The 25,965-nt window shown below is 62.9% G+C and carries 19 protein-coding genes, 1 tRNA gene, 2 pseudogenes and 2 riboswitches; of the genes and pseudogenes, 12 read left to right on the top strand and 10 right to left on the bottom strand.

All coding sequences use genetic code 11. The annotated features are described in order from the left end of the window. Position 1: 1 nt before the first annotated feature. Entirely contained in the window at positions 2 to 3,370 is a 3,369-nt protein-coding gene (locus DIE03_RS24190; protein WP_124454740.1) for a glycosyltransferase, read from the top strand. A gap of 70 nt (positions 3,371 to 3,440) precedes the next feature. On the opposite strand, the gene DIE03_RS24185 is transcribed toward DIE03_RS24190, so the two are convergent. From DIE03_RS24185 to DIE03_RS24175, 3 genes are all read right to left on the bottom strand, one after another. Further along, positions 3,441 to 4,952 (bottom strand): TIGR04222 domain-containing membrane protein, encoded by a 1,512-nt coding sequence (locus tag DIE03_RS24185; protein WP_124454738.1) that lies wholly within the window; start codon positions 4,950 to 4,952, stop codon positions 3,441 to 3,443. A gap of 140 nt (positions 4,953 to 5,092) precedes the next feature. Further along, on the bottom strand, positions 5,093 to 5,422 hold the full coding sequence (locus DIE03_RS24180; protein WP_124454772.1) for a helix-turn-helix domain-containing protein: 330 nt from the start codon (positions 5,420 to 5,422) through the stop codon (positions 5,093 to 5,095). Between the two features lie 479 nt (positions 5,423 to 5,901). Then, positions 5,902 to 6,666, bottom strand: coding sequence for a hypothetical protein (locus DIE03_RS24175; RefSeq protein WP_124454736.1), 765 nt, complete (start codon positions 6,664 to 6,666; stop codon positions 5,902 to 5,904). A 102-nt stretch (positions 6,667 to 6,768) separates the two neighbouring features. On the opposite strand from DIE03_RS24175, the gene DIE03_RS24170 reads away from it, so the two are divergent. From DIE03_RS24170 to DIE03_RS24155, 4 genes are all read left to right on the top strand, one after another. Continuing rightward, complete coding sequence (locus tag DIE03_RS24170; protein ID WP_124454734.1) at positions 6,769 to 7,596, top strand: hypothetical protein; 828 nt, start codon at positions 6,769 to 6,771, stop codon at positions 7,594 to 7,596. A gap of 139 nt (positions 7,597 to 7,735) precedes the next feature. Next, on the top strand, positions 7,736 to 8,263 hold the full coding sequence (locus DIE03_RS24165; RefSeq protein WP_124454731.1) for a PAAR domain-containing protein: 528 nt from the start codon (positions 7,736 to 7,738) through the stop codon (positions 8,261 to 8,263). Continuing rightward, positions 8,260 to 8,988 carry a VRR-NUC domain-containing protein gene (locus DIE03_RS24160; protein ID WP_124454729.1) on the top strand — a complete coding sequence of 243 codons (729 nt, stop codon included), beginning with the start codon at positions 8,260 to 8,262 and terminating at the stop codon, positions 8,986 to 8,988. Before DIE03_RS24165 ends, DIE03_RS24160 begins: the two co-directional genes overlap by 4 nt. A 9-nt stretch (positions 8,989 to 8,997) precedes the next feature. After that, positions 8,998 to 10,113: a DUF3396 domain-containing protein gene (locus tag DIE03_RS24155; RefSeq protein ID WP_124454728.1), complete on the top strand. Its 1,116-nt coding sequence runs from the start codon at positions 8,998 to 9,000 to the stop codon at positions 10,111 to 10,113. A gap of 175 nt (positions 10,114 to 10,288) precedes the next feature. Here the strand turns inward: DIE03_RS24155 and DIE03_RS24145 are convergent, their stop codons facing one another. Continuing rightward, on the bottom strand, positions 10,289 to 10,792 hold the full coding sequence (locus DIE03_RS24145; RefSeq protein ID WP_124454726.1) for a hypothetical protein: 504 nt from the start codon (positions 10,790 to 10,792) through the stop codon (positions 10,289 to 10,291). Here DIE03_RS24145 and DIE03_RS24140 point away from each other — a divergent pair. Beyond that, on the top strand, positions 10,782 to 11,225 hold the full coding sequence (locus DIE03_RS24140; protein ID WP_185658211.1) for a site-specific integrase: 444 nt from the start codon (positions 10,782 to 10,784) through the stop codon (positions 11,223 to 11,225). The two genes, DIE03_RS24145 and DIE03_RS24140, sit on opposite strands and share 11 nt — an antisense overlap. Positions 11,226 to 11,409: 184 nt before the next feature. On the opposite strand, the gene DIE03_RS24135 is transcribed toward DIE03_RS24140, so the two are convergent. From DIE03_RS24135 to DIE03_RS24115, 5 genes and pseudogenes are all read right to left on the bottom strand, one after another. Beyond that, positions 11,410 to 13,827, bottom strand: a complete 2,418-nt coding sequence (locus DIE03_RS24135; protein ID WP_124454724.1) for a hypothetical protein — start codon at positions 13,825 to 13,827, stop codon at positions 11,410 to 11,412. A 756-nt stretch (positions 13,828 to 14,583) separates the two neighbouring features. Then, positions 14,584 to 16,278: a hypothetical protein gene (locus tag DIE03_RS24130; protein ID WP_124454722.1), complete on the bottom strand. Its 1,695-nt coding sequence runs from the start codon at positions 16,276 to 16,278 to the stop codon at positions 14,584 to 14,586. 114 nt (positions 16,279 to 16,392) lie between these two features. Next, positions 16,393 to 17,207 (bottom strand): annotated as a pseudogene (locus DIE03_RS24125) (ISNCY family transposase); the annotation flags it as partial. Then, positions 17,198 to 17,893: an integrase gene (locus DIE03_RS24120; protein ID WP_260434943.1), complete on the bottom strand. Its 696-nt coding sequence runs from the start codon at positions 17,891 to 17,893 to the stop codon at positions 17,198 to 17,200. The pseudogene DIE03_RS24125 and the gene DIE03_RS24120, both read right to left, overlap by 10 nt. 312 nt (positions 17,894 to 18,205) lie before the next feature. After that, a tRNA-Arg gene (locus DIE03_RS24115) sits at positions 18,206 to 18,281 on the bottom strand. A 252-nt stretch (positions 18,282 to 18,533) separates the two neighbouring features. Between DIE03_RS24115 and DIE03_RS24110 the strand changes: the two genes are divergently transcribed. Beyond that, positions 18,534 to 19,424, top strand: coding sequence for a cytochrome c5 family protein (locus DIE03_RS24110; RefSeq protein ID WP_124454718.1), 891 nt, complete (start codon positions 18,534 to 18,536; stop codon positions 19,422 to 19,424). A 91-nt stretch (positions 19,425 to 19,515) separates the two neighbouring features. Here DIE03_RS24110 and DIE03_RS24105 read toward each other — a convergent pair whose 3' ends face one another. After that, positions 19,516 to 21,603 (bottom strand): UvrD-helicase domain-containing protein, encoded by a 2,088-nt coding sequence (locus DIE03_RS24105; protein ID WP_124454716.1) that lies wholly within the window; start codon positions 21,601 to 21,603, stop codon positions 19,516 to 19,518. Positions 21,604 to 21,889: 286 nt separating this feature from the next. Here DIE03_RS24105 and DIE03_RS24100 point away from each other — a divergent pair. The 5 genes and pseudogenes from DIE03_RS24100 to gcvH form a co-directional block, all read left to right on the top strand. Then, positions 21,890 to 22,024 (top strand): annotated as a pseudogene (locus DIE03_RS24100) (SGNH/GDSL hydrolase family protein); the annotation flags it as partial. A 208-nt stretch (positions 22,025 to 22,232) separates the two neighbouring features. After that, the gene (locus DIE03_RS24095; protein WP_124454715.1) at positions 22,233 to 23,285 is read left to right on the top strand and encodes an oxidoreductase; all 1,053 of its coding nucleotides are present in this window, start codon (positions 22,233 to 22,235) and stop codon (positions 23,283 to 23,285) included. Positions 23,286 to 23,485: 200 nt separating this feature from the next. Beyond that, positions 23,486 to 23,854, top strand: a complete 369-nt coding sequence (locus DIE03_RS24090) for a hypothetical protein (protein WP_124454713.1) — start codon at positions 23,486 to 23,488, stop codon at positions 23,852 to 23,854. 121 nt (positions 23,855 to 23,975) lie between these two features. Further along, positions 23,976 to 24,079, top strand: a riboswitch (glycine riboswitch). Between the two features lie 33 nt (positions 24,080 to 24,112). After that, a riboswitch (glycine riboswitch) is annotated at positions 24,113 to 24,246 on the top strand. A gap of 83 nt (positions 24,247 to 24,329) precedes the next feature. Then, positions 24,330 to 25,448 (top strand): glycine cleavage system aminomethyltransferase GcvT, encoded by a 1,119-nt coding sequence (gene gcvT / locus DIE03_RS24085; RefSeq protein ID WP_124454711.1) that lies wholly within the window; start codon positions 24,330 to 24,332, stop codon positions 25,446 to 25,448. Between the two features lie 116 nt (positions 25,449 to 25,564). Continuing rightward, a complete protein-coding gene (gene gcvH, locus DIE03_RS24080) occupies positions 25,565 to 25,945 on the top strand; it encodes a glycine cleavage system protein GcvH (RefSeq protein ID WP_124454709.1) in 381 nt (126 codons plus the stop codon). The last annotated feature ends 20 nt before the right edge of the window (positions 25,946 to 25,965 follow it).

The following is a 25,965-nucleotide window of genomic DNA, read 5'->3' as shown; positions in this document are numbered from 1 at the left end:
GATGACGACTCCCACACCTGGCCTGGCGCACGGCGGTTCGCGCATCTTTACGCGACTCGACCACCCGTACTACATCCTCGCGCCGAATTTCCGGCAAACCTCCGGCGGGATCCGCGCGATGCACTACCTGTGCCACGTGCTGAACCTGCTCGGCCACGAAGCGTACGTCTGCACGGCGGTCGTGCATCCCGAGCTGCGCACGCCGCCGCTGACCAACGACATCGCGCAGGCGCACGCCCGCGCGAATCGCAGCCCGATCGTCGTCTACCCGGACGTCGTCACCGGCAATCCGTTCAACGCGCGCTGCGTCGTGCGCTACCTGCTGGCCGAGCCCGGCCGCATCAACGGCGAACCGATCAGCCTGCAGCCGGACGACCTCATCTTCACGTTCGGGCCGTCGCTGGTGCCCGAAGAATGGAAGGCGGACCTGCTGCGCATACCGCTGGTCGACACGCGCATCTTCAACAGCGACGGGGTTGACGACGCCCGCCGCAACGGCACGGCCGTCTTCATCAATCGCCACCTGCGGCGCGGCGGCACGCTGCACCCGGTCACCGCCGAGTCGATCGAAATCTCGACCCGCGTGCCGGAACGTTCGGCGCACGAACTCGCGGCGCTGTTCCGGCAGGTCGAGTGCGTGTACATGTACGAATGGTCCACCGCCGTATTCGAAGCGCTGCTGTGCGGCTGCCCGGTCGTGTGCATCATGAATGACGCGTCGCTGTCGGAGCCGACCCGGTGGGTGATGGACGGCAAGGGCATCGCGTGGGGGCTCGACGAACACGAGATCGCCCACGCGAAGGCCACCGTTCACGAAGCGCGCAGCGTCTACCTGAAGGAAGAGGAGACGTTCTGGCAGCAGTTGCAGCACTTCGTCGAGCGGACCCAGGCCCACGCGGACAAACTGGATGCGCAGGCCGTCGCGACGAGCGCCGCCGCCCAGGGACAACCCGCGACCGCGCCGCGCTCGTGCATCGCGGTCGTCACCGCAGAACCGGCCGACCACGCGCGCACCAGCCTGCGCTTCACGCAGCCGTTCGCGCGGCTGGACCGCGAATGGGCACTGACTTTCCCTGTCACGCAAGCCGGCATCGATCCCGACGCACTGCAGCGCGCCGACCTGATCGTGCTGCAGGGCGACACGCCGGGCCTGCTGTCCCCCGCCACGCTGGAACACCTGTTCTCGCTCGGCAAGCCGGTCGCCCTCGAGATCGACGCGCCGCTCGACACGCTGCTCGCCGACATCCCCGGCGCGGCCGACAACGCGCGCCGCAAGGCGGGCATCCGCAGCGCCGTGCAGCGCGCGCATGCGCTCGTCGTGCCGTCGGAAGCGCTGGTGCGGGAGTACCGTCATGTCAACGCATCGGTCCACGTGCTGCCGACCGGCGTCGATCTCGAGCGTCTGCACCGCGCGGCGCCCGGCGTGCGCGACCACGTGAACCTCGCGGTTTCCGGCACCGGTCTCGACGGCGTGCGTCTCGAGCAGGTCCGCCAGGCGCTGGCCGAGCTCCGCCGCCGGTTTCCGGGGAAGCTCCGGGTGTCGTTCATCGGCGCGGCGCTGCCGGCCGGCTGGGACCGCGAACCGGACGTCACGCTGATCGCGGAGCCTGCCCCTTACGACAGCTACGCCGACGCGCTGAAGCGCGCGGACCTCGACATCGCGCTGGTCGCGGCGCCGGTCACGTTGCGCGACGATGCGCCGCCGCGCGCATGGCTCGAATGCTCGGCGGCCGGCGCGGCCACGGTGCTCGTCGCCACGCCGGCGGACGGCTGCCCGGTTGTCCACGGCCGCACGGGCTGGCTCGTCGCCGACACCGCCGATGCGTGGGTCGACGCGATCGCGCACCTGATCGAACATCCGCAAACCCGCGCGCAACTCGCCGCGGCCGCGCAGGATGAGATCCGTGCGCAGCACGACATCGGCCGCAACGCCGCGCGCCACGGCGCGCTGTACGCGCGGCTGCTCGCGGAGAACCGAACGATGGCGCCCGTCGCCGCGACTGCGGACGCCACACCGCGCCGCAAGCGCCTGATCGTGTATTCGACCGATCCGGACGCGTGCGCGTCGTCGCGCATTCGCCTCACGCTTCCGTTCGGTCTGCTGAACGACGAATGGGAACTCGTCCCGGGCATCCGGGACGGCCAGATCGACAGCAGCGTGCTGGCCACGGCCGACGCCATCCTGCTGCACCGGCTGACGCCCGGCATCCTGACGGGCAACGACCTGTATACGATCTTCAGGCATGAAAAGCCGGTGATCTACGAGACCGACGACCTGCTGACCGACCTGCCGGCCGCGCACCCGCTCGCCGCGCAAGGCGGGATGGCCCGCGCGGGGATCGAGCTCGTGCTGCGCAACGCGGACGCCGTGATCGTATCCACGCCGTTCATCGCCAGCCGCTACCGGCTGTCGCACCCGCGCGTTCACGTGCTGCCCGACAGCGTGGACTTCGACCGGTTCTACCGCCCCGTGACGGCGCGCGGCGACGACTGCGTGACGATCGGCATCGCCGGCGCGTCGCTGCGCGACGACAACTTTGCGCTCGTCGACGCGGCGCTGCAGGCGATCTGCGCGCGCCATCCGGGCAAGGTCAAGGTGAGTTTCGTCGGCGCAGACGTCCCGCCAGGCTGGGCCGGCCACCCGGACGCCGCGTGCGAGCCCGAGCTTCACGACTACGACGCGCACGCACAACGCCTGCCGGAACGGTGCTGGGACATCGCGCTGCTGCCGCTCGCCGACCACGACTACAACGCCGGCACGAGCACGATCCAGTGGCAGGAATACGCGGCGGCCGGCATCGCTTCGATCGTCAGCGACCGGCCAGCCTATCGCCTCGCGCTGCACGACGGCTGCGACGGCCTGCTGGTCCCGGATGCGCCGCAGGCCTGGGTCGACGCGCTCGACCGGCTGATCGCGAACCCGGCGCTGCGCCGCGGGCTCGCGCGCACGGCGCAGGCGAAGGTCCGCAAGCATCACGCGCTGCAGCAGGCGCTGCCGCGCTATCGCCATGTGTATCAGCAGTGCATCGACAAAGGCGCTGTCGGCAACCCGCCCGGCCGGCCGGATGCGCCGATCCCCGGCGCGCTGATCCTCGACGCCGAGGGCGACCTCGACAAGGTCCGGCTGAGCCTGCAGGAAATCGCAAGGCGGCCGGAACAGGATCTGCTGGCGGTCGTGGTGACCACGTCGCAGGCGCCGCTGCCCGAATGGACCGACAAGGTGCGCTACCTGCACGCGCCCGCGCACGAGTACACGGCCACCGTCGAGCAGCTCTGCGCACTGCCGGCGTTCGACTGGACGCTGATCGTCGAGGCGGGCGACGGGCGTGCTGCGCAGGCACGAACGCCCGCCGATGCCGCGATCGCGTAGTTCGGCGCGCGCCGTGCCGCTTGCCTGACGCTGGCGGCCCGGCGCGCTATCCCGGCAGCGCGCCCTGTGCTCAGCTGCTCGAACAGCCGCCGCAACTGCTGGAGCTGCACGAGCTCGACGAGCTGCAGCTCGACGACGAGTCGCTCGAACTGCAGGACGAACCGGTCGATCCGCCCGCCCGCGCGGCGGTCGGCGTCAACGGCGGCGGTTCCATCAGCACCATCGAATGCGCGGCCCACGCGGTGCCGGCCAGCGCGCCCGCGCCGAACAGCGCGGCGGTCCACAGCAACGCGTCCGGCCGGTCGTGTTCGCCGCTGCGCACGGTTCGCCGGGCCGCGAGCGACGCCTGCCCGCCCACCGTCAGGCCGGGCCGCCCGAACCCGGTCAGCCGCCCCACGACGATGCCGTATGCAATCGCGAACGCCGCCATGCAGATCACGAGCAACAGGACCGGCCGGCCGCGACTCAGCCCGACCGCCAGTTTCGCCGCGCCCGTGCCGAGCACCCCCAGCGCGATCGCGCGGGCGGCCACGCGCGCCGTCCACATGTCGCCCGGCGCCCAGAAACAGCCCCGCGCGCGCAACGATTTCGCCTGCTCGGCAGCGCGACGCGCCAGCAGCTGACGGAATGCGCCGAAGCTGGCCTCCCCGTCAGGCTGACCGGCCAGCCATTCGCATTCGTCCCCGTATTCGCCGGCCCGTGTCGCATCGACAAGCCGCACGCGCCCACCCAGCCGCCCGGCCATCGCCAGCTCGATCGCGCCCGCGTGAACGAGCGACAGCGTCGCGACCTGCACGACCCGCGACTCGTCGCCGGCGAGGTACGCGGCCTGCTCGACCGTCAGGTCCGACGAGAATGCGCGCCTGCGCCGGCACCGGTATTCGATCTGTTGCGCCAGCCCGATCAACAGCAGCGCGGCCATGCAGGCCGGGATGTAGAACGCGAGAAACTGCGGCCCCGTGTAGTCCAGCACGTTGAAGTCCTGCGCCGATGCGCAGGTCGCGGCGACGCTCGCGGCGGCCGCCGGCCACGCGAGTTTCGGCAGCCGGCTGCGCCAGGTGCGGCGCGTCGGCGTGAAGGCCGGCTCGTCTGCCTGCGGCGGCGCCGCTTCGGCCGGCCGGTCGACGGGGCGCGGCCAGATCGATTCCGGCGGCTCATGGCCGAACAGCCGGCGGTAGCTGTCGAGCGTGTCGCGATAGCGCTGCGCGTACACCGCGCCCTCGTCCGGCGCGCCCGTGCCCGGCATGTGATGCAGTCGCGCGCGCAGCACGTCGGCGCAGAAGACGTCCCAGTATTCGAGCGTGTACTGCAGGTGGAAATGCCACGCGGCATCGACCGCGACCGACGGCGTGACCGGATGCCCGGCCGCCTGCGCGAGAAACGCGAAGCGCTTGTACTCTTTGATCACGGCCAGCGCATGAGCATGCGACCAGCCTTCGGCTTCGGCGAGGCGGCGGCTGTATGGCTGCGGCGCGTCGGGATCATCGGGGGAATAGGCGTTCAGACGCGCGAGCAGCGCCTGCTGCGCATCGGTCAGCGCGCGGGCATCGACTGCGGTCGAGGGAGACGGGGTGGCAGCCATCGGGAGTCGGCGCGATGCGCGGACGGCCGCCGCGATCGACGCTTGAGTTGTCGTTGCCGGCGATTCTCGCACAACGGCGAGGTGGCACGGCACCGATGCGTGTGCGGCCCTCGCGGTTCGCCGCGCTGCGCGTCAGGCCGTCAGAAATCGAGCTGCGCGAGCGTGATGCCGAGTGCGGTGGCAATCTTCCTGCGCATCGGCTTGCGCAGCTTCGGGCGCTTTTCCCGTTTCGCATAGTCCGCCCGGCCGATGCCGATCCGCCGCGCGACTTCGGCGCGCGTCAGCCCGAGATACTCGCGCCATGCACGTGCCGGCGAGCCGCCGTCGAACACGGCGCGCGTCACGACTTCGTGCGGAATCAGGTCGCGCTCTTGGTCGCGCTGCGCCATGTATTCCGCGTACGGAATCACGACGAAGGCCGGCGCGCCGTCCGGCCCGTTGATGATCTGAACGGAAAGTGATTTGCTCATCCGGCGATGGCCGATCGCGATGCGATGCGGCTGCTCCTGGTTTCGGTCGATAGGCTCGAGCGGCGTCTTCGGGCGGGCTTCGGGCACGTCGAACCGGATCAGCGAAGGGTTTCGCCGTGCCGGATGCGCACGCGATCGATAACCGCCATGACGGCAATCGGCCGGGATGTTACTGCAAACGGGAAAACAATGATGCGGAGAAACCGCTGAAAGCCTGAACAGGCATGTTTTGGCGCGCCCGGCTGGGATCGAACCAGCAACCCTTGCGTTCGGAGCTTTACCGGCGCGGAGCACTTCCTGTTAAATCAAGGCCTTACGCAACTCTCAAACTGCATAACCAAGGCTACTCAAGGTCAATCAAGGCCAATCCAGCTCACACCAGCTGCAATTTAGCTGCACTCAAGAGTGCTCCGCGGCAAATTGAAAGCGCGAAATAGCAGCGGTACGTACAGCGCACGAAGAGCGCCGATGATTCGTGTTCAAAACGGACGATCAGTGACCCACAGACGCTTCACATCCATCTGGCGGGCGAAGAACTCCAGGATCGGCAACGCCAGCGAAACCGGCTCTGGAAACTTGAATAAATCCTCCCAAACAGTTCCGCGAACCGGGCCGTTCATGTTGCGATCGGCAGACTTCATGTGAATGATCCGCTCCCGCATGAGCTCAAGCCGATGAAATTCGTCCCAACACTTCTTCCCCTTCGGCGTCTGGATGCTCAGGGCTGCAGGCAGAATTTCCATCATCTTTTTCGATAGCGTTAGTCGACGCTCGATGTCTGCCTTAACCAACCGCTCTTCCGTGTCCTTGTACTTCTGTACGTGGATGTAGCTGTCTGGGATTGTCTCGTTCGCAAACGCTTCGACTGCCGTATAAGCGCCAACCACGCTCGTCATGAAGCACTCGAGATAGTGAAAGGCATCGGCATCGACAGCAAACGTGACGTTTTTGCGCATCCCTTTTCGGATGCCGCTGCGATCCAGGACGGCGCGAGCCTCGACGTAGTTTCGATGTGAAATGCTCAAGAACAACGCGGTCGCGTTCGGAATGTTGAGCGTCAGTTGACGCCCGTCGTGCACTGGGAACTGTCCGGCTAGCTTTATCAGCGACCCTTTCGCATACGTCACTTCCGGGCTCCACGGGGGCGTGAACGGCTCCGCGAGTTCCGCCGTAGTCTGAAGTCGCCAGTCCTTCCATAGGGCCGGGTCGATCAGCGACCCTCCATCTTCGTCACGATCTGTCATGGTCTCCCGCTTCCGCGTTGATACCTTGCTTTGAATGGTGCTTCCGAACCATCATAGTGCAACCCTATTGGGGAAATGCAGCATCACGGGGAAAGACGATCAATGGGACAGGCTGCCGAGAGAAAAAAGCGATTCTTTGCGCAGCATCCGCGATGCTGCTTTTGCGGCGGAGAGGCTCTGGCGACCACACAGGATCATTGGCCACCTCGCAGCTTTTTTGTCGGTCGGATCTGGCCAGAGGAGCATGTCTTCCCCGCGTGTGGACAATGCAACAACGCAAGCCGCGTGCACGAGATGCTGTTTGCGATGATCTGTCGAATTCGCTTCAGTCCCGCGCGGGTAGGTGTTAGCGAAGAAAATGCACAACGGGAGTGGGCGAAGAACGCCCGAGGCGTTGCGCACGTTCTGCCCGAAACCTACCGTTCAATGCTGATGTCTGTCACGGAAAAGAGAAGCCAAGCCCGCGCGCTCGGCATCCAGCCCGGCCCCGGCGAGACATTCCGGGACCTACCTATCCTGTCGATCGATCATCCTGAATTTTATGAAGCCTCCAAAACTGTGGCTCGCAAGCTGTTTTGCGCTCTTTACTACATGCGCACCGGGCGTCCGCTAACGTCTCGCGGCGGGATAGTCGTCCTGTGGACGACAAACGCGCACGGGATGGACCAACTTTTGAGCTCCGAAAATTTGAGTCCGTTGCTTGCGCAGTTCCCTCCGATTCAACGCGGTAACAGCATGCTGAACGACCAGTTTGCGTGCGCCTACACTCTGATCGACGCGGATCCGCCGTCGGCACTTTTTGCCGTCCAGTTTAACGATGCCGTCGCAATGATTGGCACCGTGTTCGGCGACATTTCGGGAGTTGGCGTCTTCGACCAAATTCCGGACTTCGAGAATCATCGGGTCTTCCCGTATCGCTGGCCCGAGTAGCGGAGACTGCATTCGGAGCTTTACCGGGGCGCTCTTCGAAACGGATCCCGCGCACATACAGTCGCCCGGTAATTCCTACAGGGTTTTCACCTACCCTTGCGTGCTACATTTCCGCGCAGATTTCCTGTGAGGATTGGGCATGAGTTCAGCATTCATCCGCGAAGGCGACACGACCGACCACGGCGGCCGCGTTCTCGCGTGTACGTCGACCAACATCGTATTCGGGAAGCCGCTGGCGCTCGAAGGCGACATGGTGTCGTGCCCGAAGTGCGGCGGCGTCTATCCGATCATTGGCGTCCGGGTGCGCAGCATGACGTTCGGTGGGCGGGCCGTGGCAATTGACGGGGACAAGACGGCGTGCGGCGCAACGCTGATCGCGTCTCAAGGCCAGGCGACGGTAGAGCCGACGTCCGGCGCGGGCGGCTCGATCGGAGCGGGTAAAAGCGTTCTGGCGCAGAACGTCGCACAGGACGATGGCGCGTATCGGGGACGCTTCCAGCTCGTCGACGACAGGACGCGCGAACCGATCGCGAACCACCCGTACACGGTGACGTCCGCGGACGGCAAGACGGTCCAAGGCACGACCGATGCGAGCGGCCACACTGACTGGCTCAGCAGCCACCAGGCCTCTTCCCTGTCTTTCCAGCAACCCGGGAGTAGCGAATGAGTGGCGGCTACTCCCCAGGCTCGTCACCTGGGAGCATGAGCCCAAGCGGCCAGACGACTCAGGTCGGGGTAAGTGCCGCCAAGCTCTCACCGAAAGACCGCAAGGTTCTATGTCACACGTTCTGCGAGTGCCGCCGCATCGGCGTCGCGACGAAAGCCGGGACCATCCAGCGGCAGCGGTGCGTTGAGATGCGACTTGGGCTGCCGAACGAAGTGTCGAAGATGCAGACGGGCGTTCCGACCGAATACCGCCCGGAACAGCCGTACGATATGACAACTGATCCGCCTGAGCCGATCATGGACTACGACGACCCTCTCGAACCCAATACCGGGATTCGGCAGTGGATCAAGGACAAGTGGCCGAGCAAGGGCAAGAAGTACGAGAAGGGCGACGTGCGCCGCCCCGACGTCGTCATCGTGAACGACCCGGCACAGCCGCCCGTGCAGTCGAACATCAAGACAGTCGTGGAGATGAAGTTCCCCGGGGACACGTACGGTCCCGACCAGGAAGACGACTATATCGAGATCGCCGGCGGCCCATCGAAGTTCGTCCACCTCGGCGCAGCTGACTGCGGATGCGGCGACGACGACGGGCAGAAGAAGACTTCGCGCTCGAGGCAAACCGCCTCACAATCTGATCTGGACGAACTGTACGGGATCAGCCCCAGCGCGCCCGGAGCCCCGCCGCTCCCGCCGCCGCAGGTCCAGCCGCTCCCTGCTTTGTAATCTGACGCCATGACAAACGACGAAATCGCTGCCTGGGCCAAGGATCCGCGCCGAGCGGACACGATGCCCTTCGGCCTGTACGAGCCCGCGCACCAGAAGGGCATCACAGGTGCCGCCTTGGTTGTGCGGGGCGTGCTCTACTTCCGCGACGGCTTCACACCCGCCGTCCGCCAAGCCCTGGTGCGCTGCTTCACGCAATACAACGCGGCGATCGAGGAATATCACCACGCGCTCGAGGTGGCAGCCGGCGAGCAGCCATCGAAATCCGGGCCGCTGCGCTGGCTGTACGCCGAGGGCGAAGAGCCGGTGCAATACGACAAGGCCCCTGGATTCGAGAGCATCGCGGCGCGCGTGCCCGCCGACGAAACGCTCGCGGTCGCGATGACGAGCGCCGAGCACAAGCTCGCCACCGGGTTCTACGAATTTACCGTGTTCGCGCTGAGCGAAGGGAAAGCAGCGCGCAAGCGCGGTCTCGACGGCCTGGCCTTCACAGTGCCGCGCGCGTTTCTCGTCCAGCGGCCGGGCGTATTCGAAACGCTGTTCAATGCATTCGCCAAGGATCTACCGACCGTCCACGGGCACGGCGGCCTGGCCGTGAACGTGCCCCCGATGGGGCGACGGCCGAACGAAGCCAGCGAGTATTTCTACGCGCGCCGCTTCGGGCCTGGCATCGACGTCGGCGATCCGATGCGATCGACTGTCCGCAAGCTCTACACGAAGATCAAGACCGTCGACTGGCTGAACGCGCTCGACGGGGATCTCGTTCGCGCTGCTGGCGGCGCATCCTCGCTCATGCTTCCGCCTGACTGGTTCTCCAGCCAGCCATTCGGTGACGGCGGACTACTGATCAAGGCCGGCGTCGCGCCGGAGTCCGGCGTGTCCAACGGACCGGGAATTCCCGTCTCGCCGCCGGCCGCGTACGTCATTCTGAATCGCGCGCTGAAGCCGATCATTGCGGATTCGGTCGATACCCTGCAGGACGGGACGCTCGATAGCACTGCGCCGCTGCTCAATACGGTCGTCGCGACCGAAGGATGGCTGCGCCGCTTTGATGTGTCGAATGACCAGCTCAATGCCTACTGGGTGGAGCTGCACAAAACGCCCAAACTCCGTAAGGATGCGTAGCCGTCTAGGCGCGAGCGTCGTTCGCGCCAGACACTGCCTTCGGCGCTTTACCGGCACGCAACGCTTCCTGCTAAATCAAAGCCTTACGCAACTCCCAAACTGCAAAATCAAGGCTGCACAAGGTCAATCAGGGCCAACTCAGTTCGTCCAAGCTGCAATCTAGCTGCACATCTTTCTACAGGCGCTGCGCACGACCAGCCATACCGCTGCGCCGAATTTTGTCCTGCCGCCAGCGCATAACGCGAGCAGGAACGTAGCGCTGCAGCGCGTCGAGCGCATGCAATACTCCCCGCTTCAACGGCCCCGCGACGGGTTTCTCAACCGCCACATGCAGCAGCAGCGCAGCCCCGATCGCCGCGGCGACAACGCCCCAAAACAACACGACCTGGTCGACGGCCGAGCCGGCTTCATTGAACAGCATGTAGCCGACGTTTTGGTGGACCAAGTACAGCGGATAGCTGACCGCGCCGAACCAGACCCATTGTGAGCTGGTGAGCGTCGGCGTGCGACGCAGCGCGAGCACCAGCATCACGACAAAGAAGGACGTCATCGTGGCCGCAACTGCCACCGTATTCAACGGCTTCCCGAAGTTCTCGCCGAAGTATGGCAGGAGCTGGAATTCGTGATGGAGCGAGAGCGCCCAACCGACGCGACACATCGGGTTCAGCGTGGATGCCAACGCCAATCCTGCATTGCGCTTTCTTCACACCTTGGCCGGCCAGAACGCCGTCGACGGGATCGGCAAATACACGATCGCCCACAATAGAGATTACCTGTACAACAGCATTGTGGCCCTCGGCAGAAGCGCATTCCCAAAGTTGCGGACGAGAATCAGCCCGTATTGTTTCCGCCACCAAGTAGCGTCTGACTTGAAAGCTGCCACCTCCGAGCGCGAAATAACTCTCGAGCAAGCAGCTAAGGTTATGGGCCACCTCAGCGACTACTCGATAGGTGCTTATGGGCACGCAGTTCACGGCCGGAGAGGCCGAGGCGGGCGGATCAAAGTTCCCTATGTAACCAGTGCGCGTCCGATCAAGCATTCACCGAAGGTTGATCGCCTCGCCCGATTCAAAATGGCGAGCGCGAAGCGGCGCGAGCATAAAGCGGAGTGAGGTTCTTATCTCCTGTACTGGATGCGTCACTCATGCGTCGGTCCTGCGTTGTTTTCCGCCCATCGAGCATTGGCAGGCGCTTGGTCGGTGGAGGATGCGTCGAACCTGCGTCGATTTCGACGCATTCGCTGACCGCTTTGCAGCCTGGATAGCCACATGTATCGTACGGCGCTCCCGCACCGACTTACATCTTTCGCCTCTTGGTCACACGCGGTCTCACATCAACGAAGACGGTTTCGATCGTGAGGCTGTCTTGACGCGGCTCGGCAGACAAGGGTTCCGCGAAATTTTCCAATCGAGCATCAAATACAACCAAGTACCCGATCGATGAGCGGCGGTTTCCCATGTAGTGCGCGATTTGCTCCTCACCCGCAGAAGCATAGGAACTGCTATACCTAAAACCACACATCTTGAGCTCGACGACCGAGCCGAGTCCACCATATAGCTGCACGTATATATCGAGACGGCCGGCACCCGCAGCTATTTCTTCGAACACATCAATTCGCTCAAGGAACCGTGCTTTGAGAAAGGTATGCAACATCGTTTGCGCGAATCTCTCCGGCTTCTCGATCCAGTCATACCTTGAACGATCGTCTCTCGTCCAAAACTCCATTCGTTTTACGCTTGCCACGAATGACGCGAAATGCTTTAGAGCGGCCCGGAGCTCCTCAATTGTCACTCGAGCTGGTATGAGTTCGTCTTCATGCTTCACCGGCTCTATCGTTCCCGCCAAAGCGAACGCTCGCTCAGCAAGGGATCTTGAGAGTGACTTCGTATTTGAAGTGGGATCCGCAAGCTCCTCTGATTTTTTCAGTGCGCGAAACGCCCCCGCTAAGTCCCCCGCCTCAAACAAAGATCGGCCATATGCATACAGGAGCCCCGGCATGTCGCCGCGCCGAGTTAGCTCCGACTTGAGAAATACAGCAGCGTCGCCCCACGCCTCCGATTTCCATAGACAGTTCACCAATCCGTCGCGCGCAGCCCTATCTAGGGGATCCGACTTGAGCGCCTTCTCGTACCACGTGCGTGCTCGCTTTGGCTGCGACATCGCCATTAATTGATTCGCGATTGCGCATTGCAACGACACAACCGTCGAGCTATCGCTACGAGCATCCTCCAACGTACGAAGCGCATCTTCGAGTAACATCAACCGACGCGTGTCGCTAAGTGTTTCGTCATACGTTGCGCATAAGTACCGCACCAACGCGACGATCTCGTGTTCGCCTTCACGCTCTGCATCACTAGCCAACTGCAACGCGTCGGCTTCGTTGAAGGCGTCCTGCAAACCCTCAAGTCGACGCTGAAGTGAGAAACGAGGAATATCGATCGTGCGCGCAAGCTCGTTGGCCTCCTCAGTGAACCGCTGATGTGAAGAATCATCTCCGACGGCCTGTGCCGCGGAAGCTGCCAGGTACAAAGAGGTGACGAGATGCATTTCGACGCCCATGATTCCCTGCCATGTGCGTACAGCCGCTTGTGCGTCGATCAGTGCTTCTCTATTGCGCCCCAGTTTCATCAGTCGATTCGCGCGAGCGTGCAATGTGGCAGCTTTAACGGGACGGTGCGTGAGGAGATCTCCACTTACTAGCGGCAGAATTTCGTCAATAACGAGCAACGCTTTCGCCGGTTCAACGTGCAACAAGCAATTCGCGGCTTGCATCAGGCTTTTGCATGCTTCGGTTTTGTCCCCGGCTTCGAGAAATGCATCGGACGAATACCGAGCGGCCTCTAGCGCTTCCGGGTCGTCAACAGGCAATGCATACGATATGTTCCGCCATGCCCAACCACGATTACCAGCCCCCAATTTTCTGGGTTCACTGAGTAGCTCCCGCCACATCATGATGGCCGTTTCCTTGTTGCCTCGCTGCATGGCGCCCGTCGCTATAACCATGCGAAGGTCGCAAATTTGCTCAGCGGTCAGTGTGCTTTCGTGTTCGGCGAGGAATTCTTCTGCATCTCCCGCTATCACCTCGCACAGTCCAAGCGCCGTTCCGGCGTGAATTCGCCATTCTTGCACTAACCGCCTTTGATCCTTGCTGGCAAAAGCCAAATCTATCGACATCAGCCCATTCAGCAATTTTTCCGTTGGAGGCAGTCCGGCATTTCCGGATTCGTATGCCTCGCAAACGAGTTTTATTGCATCTGTATGAGCCCCAACTGACGTGGCGGCGAAGGTCTTCTCCGCAAGCTCATTTTGGCCATCTCTAAACTTTGCGGATATCGACTCGAATATACGGCGGCCTATGGAATCACTGTCGGAGGACACCGCATCGTGTAGTGGTTCGTTTGTTCCGACCACATTCCCTGTTCGCATGTCGATCACGAACGAAAGTCGTTGATCCCCCGCGGGTAGCACTTCCACTTGATAGCCAGCGTTGGAAAGAATTTTTTCGAGTTTGGCGTGAGCCCTCTCAACCGCCATCTCTTCTGGCGAATCATCAGTCAAATTCTGTGCCGATTCTTCTGGCGGCGTGTGCTCAATTATTTGACGGAGATGCGTTGCAGCATCGGCCACTTCGCTCGAAATTGCGAGATTGCAAGTTCCGTCCAGTTTTGGCGTAATTTCAATCCGGGCAATCGCCTTCCTACCTTCGCCTGACACTTCGAATACCGCCAATCTAAGGGGGGCCCGGCCTTGTTCAGATGGAACGCTATCCACAGATGTCATAAAATGGTCGCTATAATTCGGTCAAAGATGTCGGCAAGATATACGACATACGGCTCGCATCGCATTCAAAACGCGGCCTCTGCATCCAATCATTTCGACATGATATTCTGCCGCTTACCGTCTCGAATTGGCGCAGCGCAAGACCCTACACTCGGACCATGAATTTCCGGCTTTTCACTGAAACACAATGCCCTCATCATAGGCATTATGTTCGCAATGTGGCACATTCAAATTTATGTGCGCGATGCTCAGTGTCTCACTTAGTGCGTATACTCTAATACTGGCAGCGGAAATACTGCACTACCCGCTACTAAAATTCCGCCAAAATGGGCAGATCGGCTACTATTGCGGAAAACGCTCCATCGGACCTAATCCATGGCCGTCACGTCTTCAAAAAAAGGGGGCAATCAATGAGCAGCGGCTTTCGACCGAGCCTTCGCCCCCTTATTTACGTCCTTTTCTTAACATACCGGTGGCATGCTCAGACAACATAAGACTCGCAAGCGATCCGCCGCGGCGTTGCTGGGACGCGTCGAGGACGTTCAACCTCCCCTGAGCGGGCGGCAACTCACTCTTGGCCGCGCGGATAACTTCCTTCACGAACAGCGTATCGTAGATAGATCCTTTTGATCGACTGGACTTTTGTGACATCTTTCCCTCCTTACACTCAGCAAGTATACATGCAGTAGGTCAGGCAGCGTTATAAAAGTTCCAAAAACTATTGGTGAGAAGACGATCATTCGTCATTACGCGGAAAATGCTATCAGTTAGTTTTTCTCGAAGCAGCACGTAACCATCCCTATCTTCTATATAAAACTGCATCTTGTTCAGAACAATACGCCTAATAAGCTCCGCGCAAACACTTACTTCCCTGCAAACCAATACCCCATTAGCCACACCAGTACCCAAATTTGTTTGCAATCCGAGCGGGTGCGCGTCCTTCAAAATCGAGGCACGTTTGTTATAATGTGCCTCCACTGCAGCCCGCGCCCTTTGCCTCAGGGATTTCATAGGCAAAAGGCGATTCCCGGACAGATGCTGCTTAATCTCATCATCCTGCCAGGCCGCATCCGGCTTGTATATCTGAAGGAGTTGCAAAAGAGTCCGCTCCTCGCTTTGATCCGGATATATAGTTATAAACGTCTGATAAAGATACTTCCAAAACTTATCGCTCATTTTTGGAATGAACGCAATAACTGGCTTTCCTTGCGCGAGCGTCGATGCCAATTCAGAATCTTTTCCCAGGGTGTCCGATTCTTGTGCCAAGTAGACCGTACACTGAGCTCTCTTCAGCATAAGAGCCTCCGCCAAACCCTTGTCGAGTCGATCGTGGCAATATGCCTGTGTCGGATCAAAGAAGCGCAGATTAAGCTGCGACACCGCTGGCTTTTCATTAATTCTCGCCAGGAATTCATTTACAAATACAAATTCGTGTCGCAGGCGCATTGACGTTGCAACATAGACATCCAGATGATCGGAGGTAAGATAAACGTTGTGATTCCACCTTCCCTTTTCGACCACGCTGTCTCTATGCTCTTTTCGTCTAATTGCCTCGGGATTATTCGGATTGGCTCGTAGCTCGCGCTCTATTTCATCACCGGAAATATATCCGAGCAGATAGCAATCGTCGCTTTTTATATCCTGCAAAGGGAACAGTTGATTGTGCCTCAAACTATATCGCTCAACCGGCTCCTCGGTGCGAAACTCATGGACCCATGCGATCAAGGAGTCGGGGTCTCCCGAGAGCGCCTTAAATCCATATTTAACATTTCCAAATAGAAGCAGCGAAAGCTCTCGAAACGAATTGATTCCGCTGCGCAAACTATCCGCCGACGAAATCTCCGGAGGTTTTCTCTGCTCCCGAAACGTGGTCTCCGGATCGCAAAGAAAGCGGAAAAACTCAATATCGACCCTGTCGTAACCGATACTTAGCAATAGCTCGTTGAATTGCGAATAACCCAGTTTGTGGCCTTGTGTTATAGAAGTTGCCACATCCTCTAGCATCCGGGTATTTTCCGCCAAAGGAATCGTTTGACCCGTGAGTGCTTGAAGTAAGGTCTCAAGCTCGGCCCTGTCGAGCGGCTTGGGAGAATTCTTTTTGCCGTTGCGTCCCATCAACGTTCCCCTAGTTGCTTTTGTGTTCTGCCGGCACGTTCCGGCGTTCTCTTTGGTTGGGGCAAGTATAATGCGTGCTCTGGTCCTTGCAAGCGTCTCTCGAATTTTGAGGAACTCCAACATCACGTCGGTCGATGCGTTCAAGTTTGGGTGGTCAGCTAAAATCGACCCGAGCAGGCAACAACACGTACCCATGGCCCGCTTGCCCGCCGGGGTGTCCGACGTAACTGACTGACCGACGGAGATCGTTCGTCCACTGACGTAGATCACGCGCTCTTTCGTTGTTTGTTTGTCATACCCAGATTCAGATGTCCACCTTCCAGCTATTTAAAAATGTCCGGTTTTAAGGTTGGTTTTACTGCGTCTCTTTCCTAGCTTTAACCGTTACGCAGTGTCGAAGGTCGGCGCCTGAACGGGCAGGGCGCTCACGTTCGCTTCCTCAGCTTTTGCAGACCGACGGCGAGGTTTGTCTGCTGGCTTGGCGGTTTGCCGACGTTGCGCCAGCTCCACGATCACATGCTCTACGTCGGCCTGTGTGATCTCGCGTTGCTTCTTCTTTCCCGCTTGCGGGTCGTTTCGATTGGTCCGGGTCGAGTCACCGCGATGCGTTCGAGACGGCGCTTTACCGATTCGGCTGTTATCGCGTTGCGCCTGAAGCGCTTGCGCGACCTGCAGCACATGACTCAAGCGCTTGTGCTCAACAACTGCACCTTGGTCGATTTCGGCTAGTCGGTCGTACTGTCTGCAGTCCAACACACGATCGTCAGCCCGGAGTTCGATCCGCCCATCCGGGTACTCCCACACCTCGATCTGCCGGTCGATCAACTTCCGGTTCTCCAGCGTATCGTCCAACAAGTACAGCACCCGGTCGTACTGCACTGTCACCGACTTCGTTACTTCCGCGGCTCGCGCCACGTCAGCGCCAAGTCCAGACTCTCGTCGGCCCGCAGCGGCCGGTGCGCATTGAAGTCACTCTTCGGCGGCTTCGCGAAGCGTGCGTTGTAGGCGGCCATGAAGGAGGGCGCGTAAGCGTTGGCGTCGGCCACCGTGTTGATCCCGCGCAATCGCATCTCCTTGACCAACCGGTCCTGCAACGTCAGATGTGCGCGCTCGACGCGCCCCTTGGCCGAGCTGCTGTTCGCGCAGAACGTGTCGATGTTCAGCTCGTACATCGCGCGGCCGAACGGCGTCACACGGTTACACGCCCGCTCTCGTGTCGGGGCAGATTCTTGAGGATTTCGACCGCGCGGGTCGAAAGTGGCACATCTCGCGTTTCGCCATTTTTGGTGTCATGAAGACGTACGAAACGCTCGTCAAGAAAGACGTCGGCCCAGCAAAGTGAGAGGATCTCCCCTCGACGCATCGCTGTCTCAATTGCAAGTATGACGATCGGTCTGACCAATGCATTGCGACATCCATCTGCGAATCGGCCATGGCCGTCGCGCTGAATAGATTCCAGCGTTTCCAGCGCTGCAAGGATGCGTTGCTCCTCCCCGGCCAACAGCCGGCGGGTACGGGCGCGGTTTTCACGTGGGCGACGAATGACGGAAACCGGGTTGACGTCGAGGTGCACACCCCATTCTTTCCGGGCCACATTCAACACGTGACTCAGTAACGCCAGTTCCCGGTTAACCGTGGATCCTGTAACCGGACGATGCTTCGCATCACCCTTGAGCCGCCGATCTCGGTAGTCGGCAAAAATCTTGCCGCTAAGCGCAGCCACCTTGTATTGAGCGATCGGATCGCGACAGACCTTACTAATCCGCAAAATTTCGTCGGCGTCGCCCTTCTTCAGAGGCGAGATCTCTTGCGCATAGCGCCGCAGCAGGTCTTCAAATGTATTGCGCTCGGCTTCAGTGCGATCGACGAAGACTCCCCGATCCATTTCCGATTCGATACGGCGAGCCCATGCCTCCGCCTCGGCCTTCGTGTCGAACGTACTCCATTGGGACGGAAAGCCCACGCGACGAATCTCGGCTCGCCAGTAGTTGCCCCGTTTCCAGATTCCTGCCATCTCTGCTCCAGACGTTAAGTAATTCTTGTTGCGTCTGGACAATTCTCAACTCCGCCACTTTTCCGCCAAATGGCGCATAAGGTGGGGTTTCCGGCGGCATCCGAAATGAAAAAAGGCCCTTGGCGTTCGCCTCAGGGCCTTGATTTCTCTAGATTTTTATCGACCTAGCATCACTTCGAATTTTGGCGCGCCCGGCTGGGATCGAACCAGCAACCCCTGCCTTCGGAGGGCAGTACTCTATCCATTGAGCTACGGGCGCGTGAGACAGTGAAGCGACCCCAATATACAGGCCGCCCACATTTGGCAAGACGGCAAGGATACCCGGTTTCCCATGACGCGTCCACCTTGCCCGCCGAATGGCCGCCGGGCCGGGCTGCGTGCGGGTAAACACGCGCCACCGCACCGCTCGCCGTGATGTAAACGTTCCGTCTATAATCGTCCGTGCTTCATTGGACTGCCATTTTGCCGTTGCACCGCGCTCACAATTCCTATTCATGGAGACGAGGCAAGCATGAGCGAAGCACCCCACGAATCTCCCGTCAAGACACCCGGGCAGCTGATTGCCGTCATCATCGCGTCGTTCGCGATTCCGATCATCCTGATCGTCCTGTTCGCCAACTATGCGAACCATGCGTTCCGTTCCGGCGCCGGCACCGATGCGCTATCCGACGAACAGGTCGCCGCGCGTATCGCGCCGCTCGCCAAGGTCGACGTGAAGGACGCCAACGCGCCCCGCACGTACAAGACCGGCGAGGAAGTCTACAAGGCCGTCTGCGTGACCTGTCACGGCACGGGCGCCGCCGGCGCACCGAAGTTCGGCAACAAGGACGACTGGGCGCCGCGCATCTCGCAAGGCTTCGACACGCTGCTGAAGACGGCCCTCGCCGGCAAGGGCGCGATGCCGCCGCGCGGCGGCACGAGCCCCGACGACGTCAGCGACTATGAAATCGCCCGAGCGATCGTCTACATGGCGAACAACGACGGCGCGAACTTCCCCGAACCGGCAGCGCCGGCAGCCAATGCGGCACCGGCCGCCAGCGGCGCTGCAGCCGCATCGGGCGCGGCCGACGCCGCGAGCGCGCAAGTCGCCGCGGCACAGGCTGCGATCGCCGCGATCCCGAAGGCCGGTGAAGCGCCTGCAGCAGCGGCCGCCCCGGCCAGCGCCGACGCCGGCAAGGCGCTGTACTCGTCGACCTGCGTGGCCTGCCACGGGGCCGGCGTACTCGGCGCGCCGAAGTTCGGCAGCAAGGAAGACTGGGCGCCGCGCCTGAAGGACTCGATGGATACGGTCTACAACTACGCGCTGCACGGCAAGGGCGCGATGCCGCCGAAGGGCGGGTCGAACGCGTCGGACGCCGACGTGAAGGCGGCCGTCGACTACATGGTCAACGCGTCGAAGTAACCGCGCCGGGCCATTCGTAAAAAACCCCCGCGACGCATGCGCATCGCGGGGGTTTTCTCTTTCCGGTGCGGCGGTCCGCCGGCCCGCCGCCTCACTTCTGCAGCAACGCCTTCAAACTCGCGAGCCGGTCCTTCGGTGACATCGGCGCTTCTTCCGGCGTCGGCGGCGGCGCTTCGTCGAGCCCCATCTCCGGGATGAAACGCGACGGCTCGCACACGACCGTCTCGCGCGCCCGCTTGCGCTTCTTGCACCAGTTCAGATGCAGGCTGCGCTGCGCGCGCGTGATCGCGACGTACATCAGCCGGCGCTCCTCCTCGATCCGCTCGCTGTCGATCGGGCCGTCGTCCTCGCTGCCGCCGCGGTGCGGCATGATGCCCTCCTCGACGCCCACCAGGAACACGTGCGGATACTCGAGCCCCTTCGACGCATGGACGGTCGACAGCCGCACGGCGTCCGGATCATCTTCCTTGCCCTCGAGCATCGACATCAGCGCGACGGTCTGGATCAGGCCGAGCAGGTTCTTGCCCGTATCGGCAAGCCCGTCCGCGTTGTGGAAGCCTTCGGCCTCGCCGTCGACGGCCTCCGTCTCGGGCTTGGTGCCCTTGCGCTTCAGCCATTCGAGGAATTCGAGCACGTTCTGCCACTTCGACTGCGCCTGCCGCTCGTCGAACGCGTCGTACAGGTACGCCTCGTAGTGGATCGCTTCCATCATGTCGTCGAGCACGACGGTCGCGGGCTCCTTGTCCGCGCGCTCGGTCAGGCGCTGGATGAAGTCGCAGAACATCCGCAGCGGCTCGACCTGGCGCGCCGACAGCCGCGCCTCGATCCCACCCATGTACACGGCCTCGAACAGCGACACCTTCGCCTGCCCCGCAAACGAGCCGAGCGCCTCGAGCGTCGTGTTGCCGATGCCGCGGCGCGGCGTCGTGATCGCGCGGATGAACGCGGGATCGTCGTCGGCGTTCGCGATCAGCCGCAGGTACGCGCACAAATCCTTGATCTCGGCCTTGTCGAAGAACGACTGGCCGCCGGACAGCACGTACGGGATCCGCTCGCGCCGCAGCACCTGTTCGAAGATGCGCGCCTGGAAGTTGCCGCGGTACAGGATCGCGTAGTCGCGGAACTGCGCGCGCCGCTCGAACTTGTGCGCGGACAGCCGGAACACGACCGATTCGGCCTCGTGTTCCTCGTCGTTGCACGCCGTGACGGTGATCGAATCGCCCATCCCGTGCTCGGACCACAGCTTCTTCTCGAACAGCTTCGGGTTGTTCGCGATCACGTTGTTCGCGGCGGTCAGGATCCGCACCGTCGACCGGTAGTTCTGCTCGAGCTTGATCAGGTGCAGCTTCGGGAAATCCTTCCCGAGCTGCGCGAGGTTCTCGAGCGTCGCGCCACGCCAGCCGTAGATCGCCTGGTCGTCGTCGCCGACCGCCGTGAACGCGGCACGCGGGCCTGCGAGCAGCTTCACCAGCTCGTACTGGCACGCGTTGGTGTCCTGGTACTCGTCGATCAGCAGGTAGCGCAGCTTGTTCTGCCAGCGGTCGCGCACCTGCTCGTTCTTCGCGAACAGCTCGGCCGGCAGGCGAATCAGGTCGTCGAAATCGACCGCCTGGTACGCATGCAGCGTCGCGACGTAGTTGCGGTAGACGAGCGCGGCCTGGTGCTCGTCCTCGTTCGCCGCGATCGCCATCGCCTCGTCGGGCATGATCAGGCCGTTCTTCCACAGCGAGATGATGCTCTGGATCTTGCGGATCAGCCCCTTGTCGGTCGTGCCGAGCTGTTCCTGGATCATCCCGAAGCAGTCGTCCGAATCCATGATCGAGAACTGCGGCTTCAGGCCGACATGCTCGGCCTCCTGCCGCAGGATCTGCACGCCCAGCGAATGGAACGTGCAGACGGTGAGCTGGTTGACGGGCACCTTGCGGCCTTCCTTGCCGGGCGTGGTGAGCGTCTTGCCCTCGAGCAGCTTAGACACGCGCTCGCGCATTTCGGCGGCCGCCTTGTTCGTGAACGTGACGGCGGCGATATGGCGCGGCTCGAAGCCTTTCGCTTCGATCAGGTGCGCGATCTTCTGCGTGATCACGCGAGTCTTGCCGCTGCCCGCGCCGGCGAGCACGAGACAGGGACCGTCGAGGTAGCGCACCGCTTCGTTCTGAGCGGGATTGAGGCCTGCTGACATGATGGCGGATGGTGTTGCGGTTGAAGGCGGAACGCCGGGAGGATGCCGTGCGCGGCGGGCTGGCGAAGCAGGCGGACACGCGGGCAGGACGCGCATGTTAACACGTCGGCGGCGTGCATTTCGGGAGCGCCGCCGGACGGGGCCGCGCAGGCCGACCGGCCGGGCGCGCCCTGTCCGTCCGGCCAATCCGTCCCCGTTCGCGCACCGATCGGCCAGAATATGTCTCCCCCGGCGCCGCCCGCTCCGGCCCGATTTCATTCGCCTGAACCACTACCGGATCGACCTCGTGGGTTACCTGTTCGCCACCGCCGCCCTCGGCCCGCTGCTGTTCGCGCAAGGCCGCTACGTGCGCCGCGTCACGCCGCGGTTGCCCGAGGCGGCCGTCCCGCGCGATGGCGTGGCGGGCGGCAGCGCGCCGGTCGTTCACCATGCAGCCGGGCAGCCGGCCATGCCGCGCGCAGTGCGCGGCCCCGCGCAAAATGCCGCGCTTCCTTGTGCAAGCGCCGCATCGCGTCGCGCGTTTCGCCCGCCGCCCCTGTGCAAGCGGCGGCGCCATGCCAAAATAGCCGGTCGTCTTCGCGCCGCTTCGGCGCGCCATCCTTTAGTTTCCTTCGCAGCCAGGGATTGCCATGTCGTCATTGCTCAGGATTGGTTTGATGGGTTTCGGTTTCGCCGGCGCGACGTTTCACGCGCCGGTGATCGCCACGAGCGGCCGCACTGAAGTCGCCGCGATCGCAACGGGGCAGCCCGATCGCGCGCAGGCAGCGTATCCGGGCGCGCGCGTCGTCCCCGACCTCGACACGCTGCTCGGCCTCGACGACATCGAGTGCGTGGTGATCGCCACGCCGAACGACACGCACTTCACGCTCGCGCGCCAGGTGCTCGAAGCCGGCCGCCACGTGGTCGTCGACAAGCCCGTCACGCTCACCGCCGACGAGGCGCTTGCGCTCGCACGGCTCGCGAACGCGCGCAGCCGGCTGTTCGCGCCGTTCCACAACCGCCGCTGGGACGGCGATTTCCTCACCGTGCGCGACATCGTCAAGTCGGGCGAGCTCGGCCGCCTCACCTATTTCGCATCGCATTTCGACCGCTTCCGGCCGACGCCGCGCACGCGCTGGCGCGAAGAGCCGGCCCGCGGCGGCGGCCTGCTGCTCGACCTCGGCCCGCACCTGATCGACCAGGCGCTCGCGCTGTTCGGCACGCCGGAAACGGTGAGCGCGACCATCAAGACTCGTCGCGACAACGGCACGGCGCCCGATTTCGTCCACCTGCTGCTCGGCTATCCGGACAAGGACGTCGCGCTGCATGCGAGCGCGCTGTCGGCGATCGAACCCGCGCGCTTCACGCTGCACGGCACGCGCGGCAGCTACGAAAAATTCGGGCTCGACACGCAGGAAGACCAGCTCAAGGCCGGCCTCACCGCGGACGACGTCGAATTCGGCGGCGGCAACCCGCCCGGCCTGCTGCGCGTGCTCGACGGCGACGTCGAGGTCGAGCGCCCGGTTCCGACGCTCGACGGCCAGTACGCGGAGTTCTACCGTGCGCTCGCCGCGTCGATCCGCGACGGCGCACCGTTCCCCGTCACCGCGCAGGACGCCGTCGACGTGATGACCATCATCGAACTCGCCGCGCAGAGCGAGCACGACGGCCGCCGGGTACCGTTCGTGCGACGCATCGTATGATGGCGCCGGCCGGGTCGATGCCTGCCCGGCCGCGGCCGCCCTCCCGCACCGCTCGCGGGGCAGCGGCCCTGCGTCAGCCGCCGCGCCGGCCCCGTCCCGAACATTCCGTTACAAATGGTGCGGGAACGAAAGTCAGCGGTCGTCCGGTCTGACGCGTTTCTCAAAAAGTCGATCCGACACCAATCCGTCAGGAGAATGTGATGCAACGGTTGATTCGCGCAGCAGCATGCTGCGTCCTGGTTTCCTCGCTCGCTGCGTGTATCGTGCAGCCGCAGCGGCCGGTCCGGCAGGCGCCTCCGCCCCCGCCGCGTCCGAATCCGCAGGTCGTCGCGAACGACCGCATGCAGGAGGTCCAGGGCCGGATCGACAACCTGCACCGCCGCATCGACGCACGCGTGAACGGCGGCTACTATCCGCCGCCGTACGGCGCGCAGCTGCATCACCGCCTCGACGTGATCCGCCAGGAATCGAACGACATGGCGGCCCAGCACAGCGGCGGCCTGTCCGGTGACGAGCAGCGCGTGCTGAACCAGGAACTCGACACGGCCGCGCGCGCGATCGGCGAGTAATCCCGGCAACGCCGACACCTGCCGGCGTCGGCAAAAGCGGCGGCACCCCACGCCGCCGCTTGTCGCGAAGCGACATTCTTTTGCCCAAATTGACAATGCCCACCCGCTCGCGTACAGTCGCCCGCACGCGTCGGGAGAGCGTGTAACCGGGTCGTTTCGACACCGGTTGCGCCGCCGAAGGGGCACACCCGCAAACTCTCAGGCAAAAGGACCGACCGCGTCGGGGAATCGCGTCCGCGCACTGCGCGGGCCACACTCTCCCCGCACTCTGGAGAGCGGCAGTAGCCCGCAGCGCACTGGTTGCGCGGGCAGGCTGCCCACCGAAGGGGCGCGCGCCGGCCGGGCTTTGCCCGCCGCGCAATCTCTCAGGTATCGAGGACAGAGGGGCATGTACCGGATCGCTCGAGGCCATCGGCCGCGGCGGTCGGCACATGGCCGTTCTGATCCGCGCGCAAGCGCCTTGCCTGAGGCCTCGATGACTGCACTGAATCACACCCCGCTCAACGCCGCGCACCGCGCGCTCAATGCCCGCATGGTCGACTTCGGCGGCTGGGACATGCCCGTCAACTACGGCTCGCAGATCGAAGAACACGAAGCCGTGCGCACCGACGCCGGCATGTTCGACGTGTCGCACATGTGCGTGGTCGACTTCACCGGCAGCCGCGTGCGCGCGTTCTTCGAGCACGCGATCGCGAACAACGTCGGCAAGCTCAAGACGCCCGGCAAGGCCCTCTACTCGTGCCTGCTCAACCCGCAGGGCGGCGTCATCGACGACCTGATCGTCTATTACTTCACCGAAGAATTCTTCCGCGTGGTCGTCAACGCCGGCACGGCCGAGAAAGACATCGCGTGGTTCAACCAGCTGAACGAGCAAGGCGGCTACGGTCTCACGATCGCACCGCGCCGCGATTTCGCGATCGTCGCCGTACAGGGCCCGAACGCCCGCGAAAAGGTCTGGACGACGGTGCCTTCCGCCCGTGCCGCGACCAGCGAGCTGAAGCCGTTCAACGCCGCGCAGGTCGCCGCCACGCCGTTCGGCGATCTCACCATCGCCCGCACCGGCTATACCGGTGAAGACGGTTTCGAAGTGATCGTCCCGGCCGTGCACGTCGAAGCGCTGTGGGCCGCACTGCAGCAAAACGGCGTGCGCCCGTGCGGGCTCGGTGCGCGCGACACGCTGCGCCTCGAGGCCGGCATGAACCTGTACGGCCAGGACATGGACGACACCGTCTCCCCGCTCGACGCGGGCCTCGCGTGGACGGTCGACCTCACCGCGCCGCGCGACTTCGTCGGCCGCGCCGCACTGGAAGCCAACGGCACGCGCACCGCGTTCGTCGGCCTGATCCTGCAGAAGGAAAACGGCAAGGCAGGCGGCGTGCTGCGCGCGCACCAGAAGGTCGTCACGCCGCACGGCGAAGGCGAGATCACGAGCGGCACGTTCTCGCCGTCGATGCAGGAATCGATCGCGTTCGCCCGCGTGCCGGCCGCCGTCCAGATCGGCGACCTGGTCCAGGTGCAAATTCGAGACAAGAATCTTCCCGCGCGCGTGGTAAAACTGCCGTTCGTGCGCAACGGCAAGGTCCTCGCTGCGTAACGGCCGGGGGGCCGCCTCCCGGTAAGCCGGGAAATGGCGCCCGGCGCAACCCTACCCGGCGCGCCATCGCGGCGCGCCAGCAGAACGAATTACACCCTTTTATCCAGGAGCATCCGATGAGCAACGTCCCGGCCGATCTGAAATACACCGACGAACACGAGTGGATCCACGCCGAAGCCGACGGCACGCTGACGATCGGCATCACCGATCATGCGCAGAACACGCTCGGCGACATCGTTTTCCTCGAGCTGCCGGCAGTCGGCAAGCAAGTGAAGGCGGGTGACGCGATCGGCGTCGTCGAATCGGTGAAAGCCGCATCCGACATCTACGCGCCCGTCACCGGCGAAGTGGTCGCCATCAACGCGGACGCCACCGACGCACCGGAAGAAGTGAACAGCGACGCATACGGCACGTGGCTGTTCAAGATCAAGCTCGCGGCCGGCGCATCGACCGACAACCTGCTTGACGCTGCCGCCTACAGCAAGCTGATCGACTAATTCCCCTACCCGAACCGCGC

The organism is Burkholderia sp. Bp8992 (assembly GCF_003853705.1).
GTDB lineage: Bacteria > Pseudomonadota > Gammaproteobacteria > Burkholderiales > Burkholderiaceae > Burkholderia.
Note: the sequence above shows the minus strand (reverse complement) of the source record. Positions and strands in the feature narration are given on the sequence as shown.

Bases quoted from the DNA above. Each gene is read 5' to 3' on its own strand.
- DIE03_RS24155 (WP_124454728.1), top strand. From the start codon at position 8,998: ATGACAAACGACGAAATCGCTGCCTGGGCCAAGGATCCGCGCCGAGCG.
- DIE03_RS24160 (WP_124454729.1), top strand. From the start codon at position 8,260: ATGAGTGGCGGCTACTCCCCAGGCTCGTCACCTGGGAGCATGAGCCCA.
- DIE03_RS24190 (WP_124454740.1), top strand. From the start codon at position 2: ATGACGACTCCCACACCTGGCCTGGCGCACGGCGGTTCGCGCATCTTT.
- DIE03_RS24120 (WP_260434943.1), bottom strand. From the start codon at position 17,893: ATGGATCGGGGAGTCTTCGTCGATCGCACTGAAGCCGAGCGCAATACA.
- DIE03_RS24170 (WP_124454734.1), top strand. From the start codon at position 6,769: ATGGGACAGGCTGCCGAGAGAAAAAAGCGATTCTTTGCGCAGCATCCG.
- DIE03_RS24090 (WP_124454713.1), top strand. From the start codon at position 23,486: ATGCAACGGTTGATTCGCGCAGCAGCATGCTGCGTCCTGGTTTCCTCG.
- DIE03_RS24105 (WP_124454716.1), bottom strand. From the start codon at position 21,603: ATGTCAGCAGGCCTCAATCCCGCTCAGAACGAAGCGGTGCGCTACCTC.
- DIE03_RS24095 (WP_124454715.1), top strand. From the start codon at position 22,233: ATGTCGTCATTGCTCAGGATTGGTTTGATGGGTTTCGGTTTCGCCGGC.
- DIE03_RS24175 (WP_124454736.1), bottom strand. From the start codon at position 6,666: ATGACAGATCGTGACGAAGATGGAGGGTCGCTGATCGACCCGGCCCTA.
- DIE03_RS24110 (WP_124454718.1), top strand. From the start codon at position 18,534: ATGAGCGAAGCACCCCACGAATCTCCCGTCAAGACACCCGGGCAGCTG.
- DIE03_RS24165 (WP_124454731.1), top strand. From the start codon at position 7,736: ATGAGTTCAGCATTCATCCGCGAAGGCGACACGACCGACCACGGCGGC.
- gcvH (WP_124454709.1), top strand. From the start codon at position 25,565: ATGAGCAACGTCCCGGCCGATCTGAAATACACCGACGAACACGAGTGG.
- gcvT (WP_124454711.1), top strand. From the start codon at position 24,330: ATGACTGCACTGAATCACACCCCGCTCAACGCCGCGCACCGCGCGCTC.
- DIE03_RS24185 (WP_124454738.1), bottom strand. From the start codon at position 4,952: ATGGCTGCCACCCCGTCTCCCTCGACCGCAGTCGATGCCCGCGCGCTG.
- DIE03_RS24180 (WP_124454772.1), bottom strand. From the start codon at position 5,422: ATGAGCAAATCACTTTCCGTTCAGATCATCAACGGGCCGGACGGCGCG.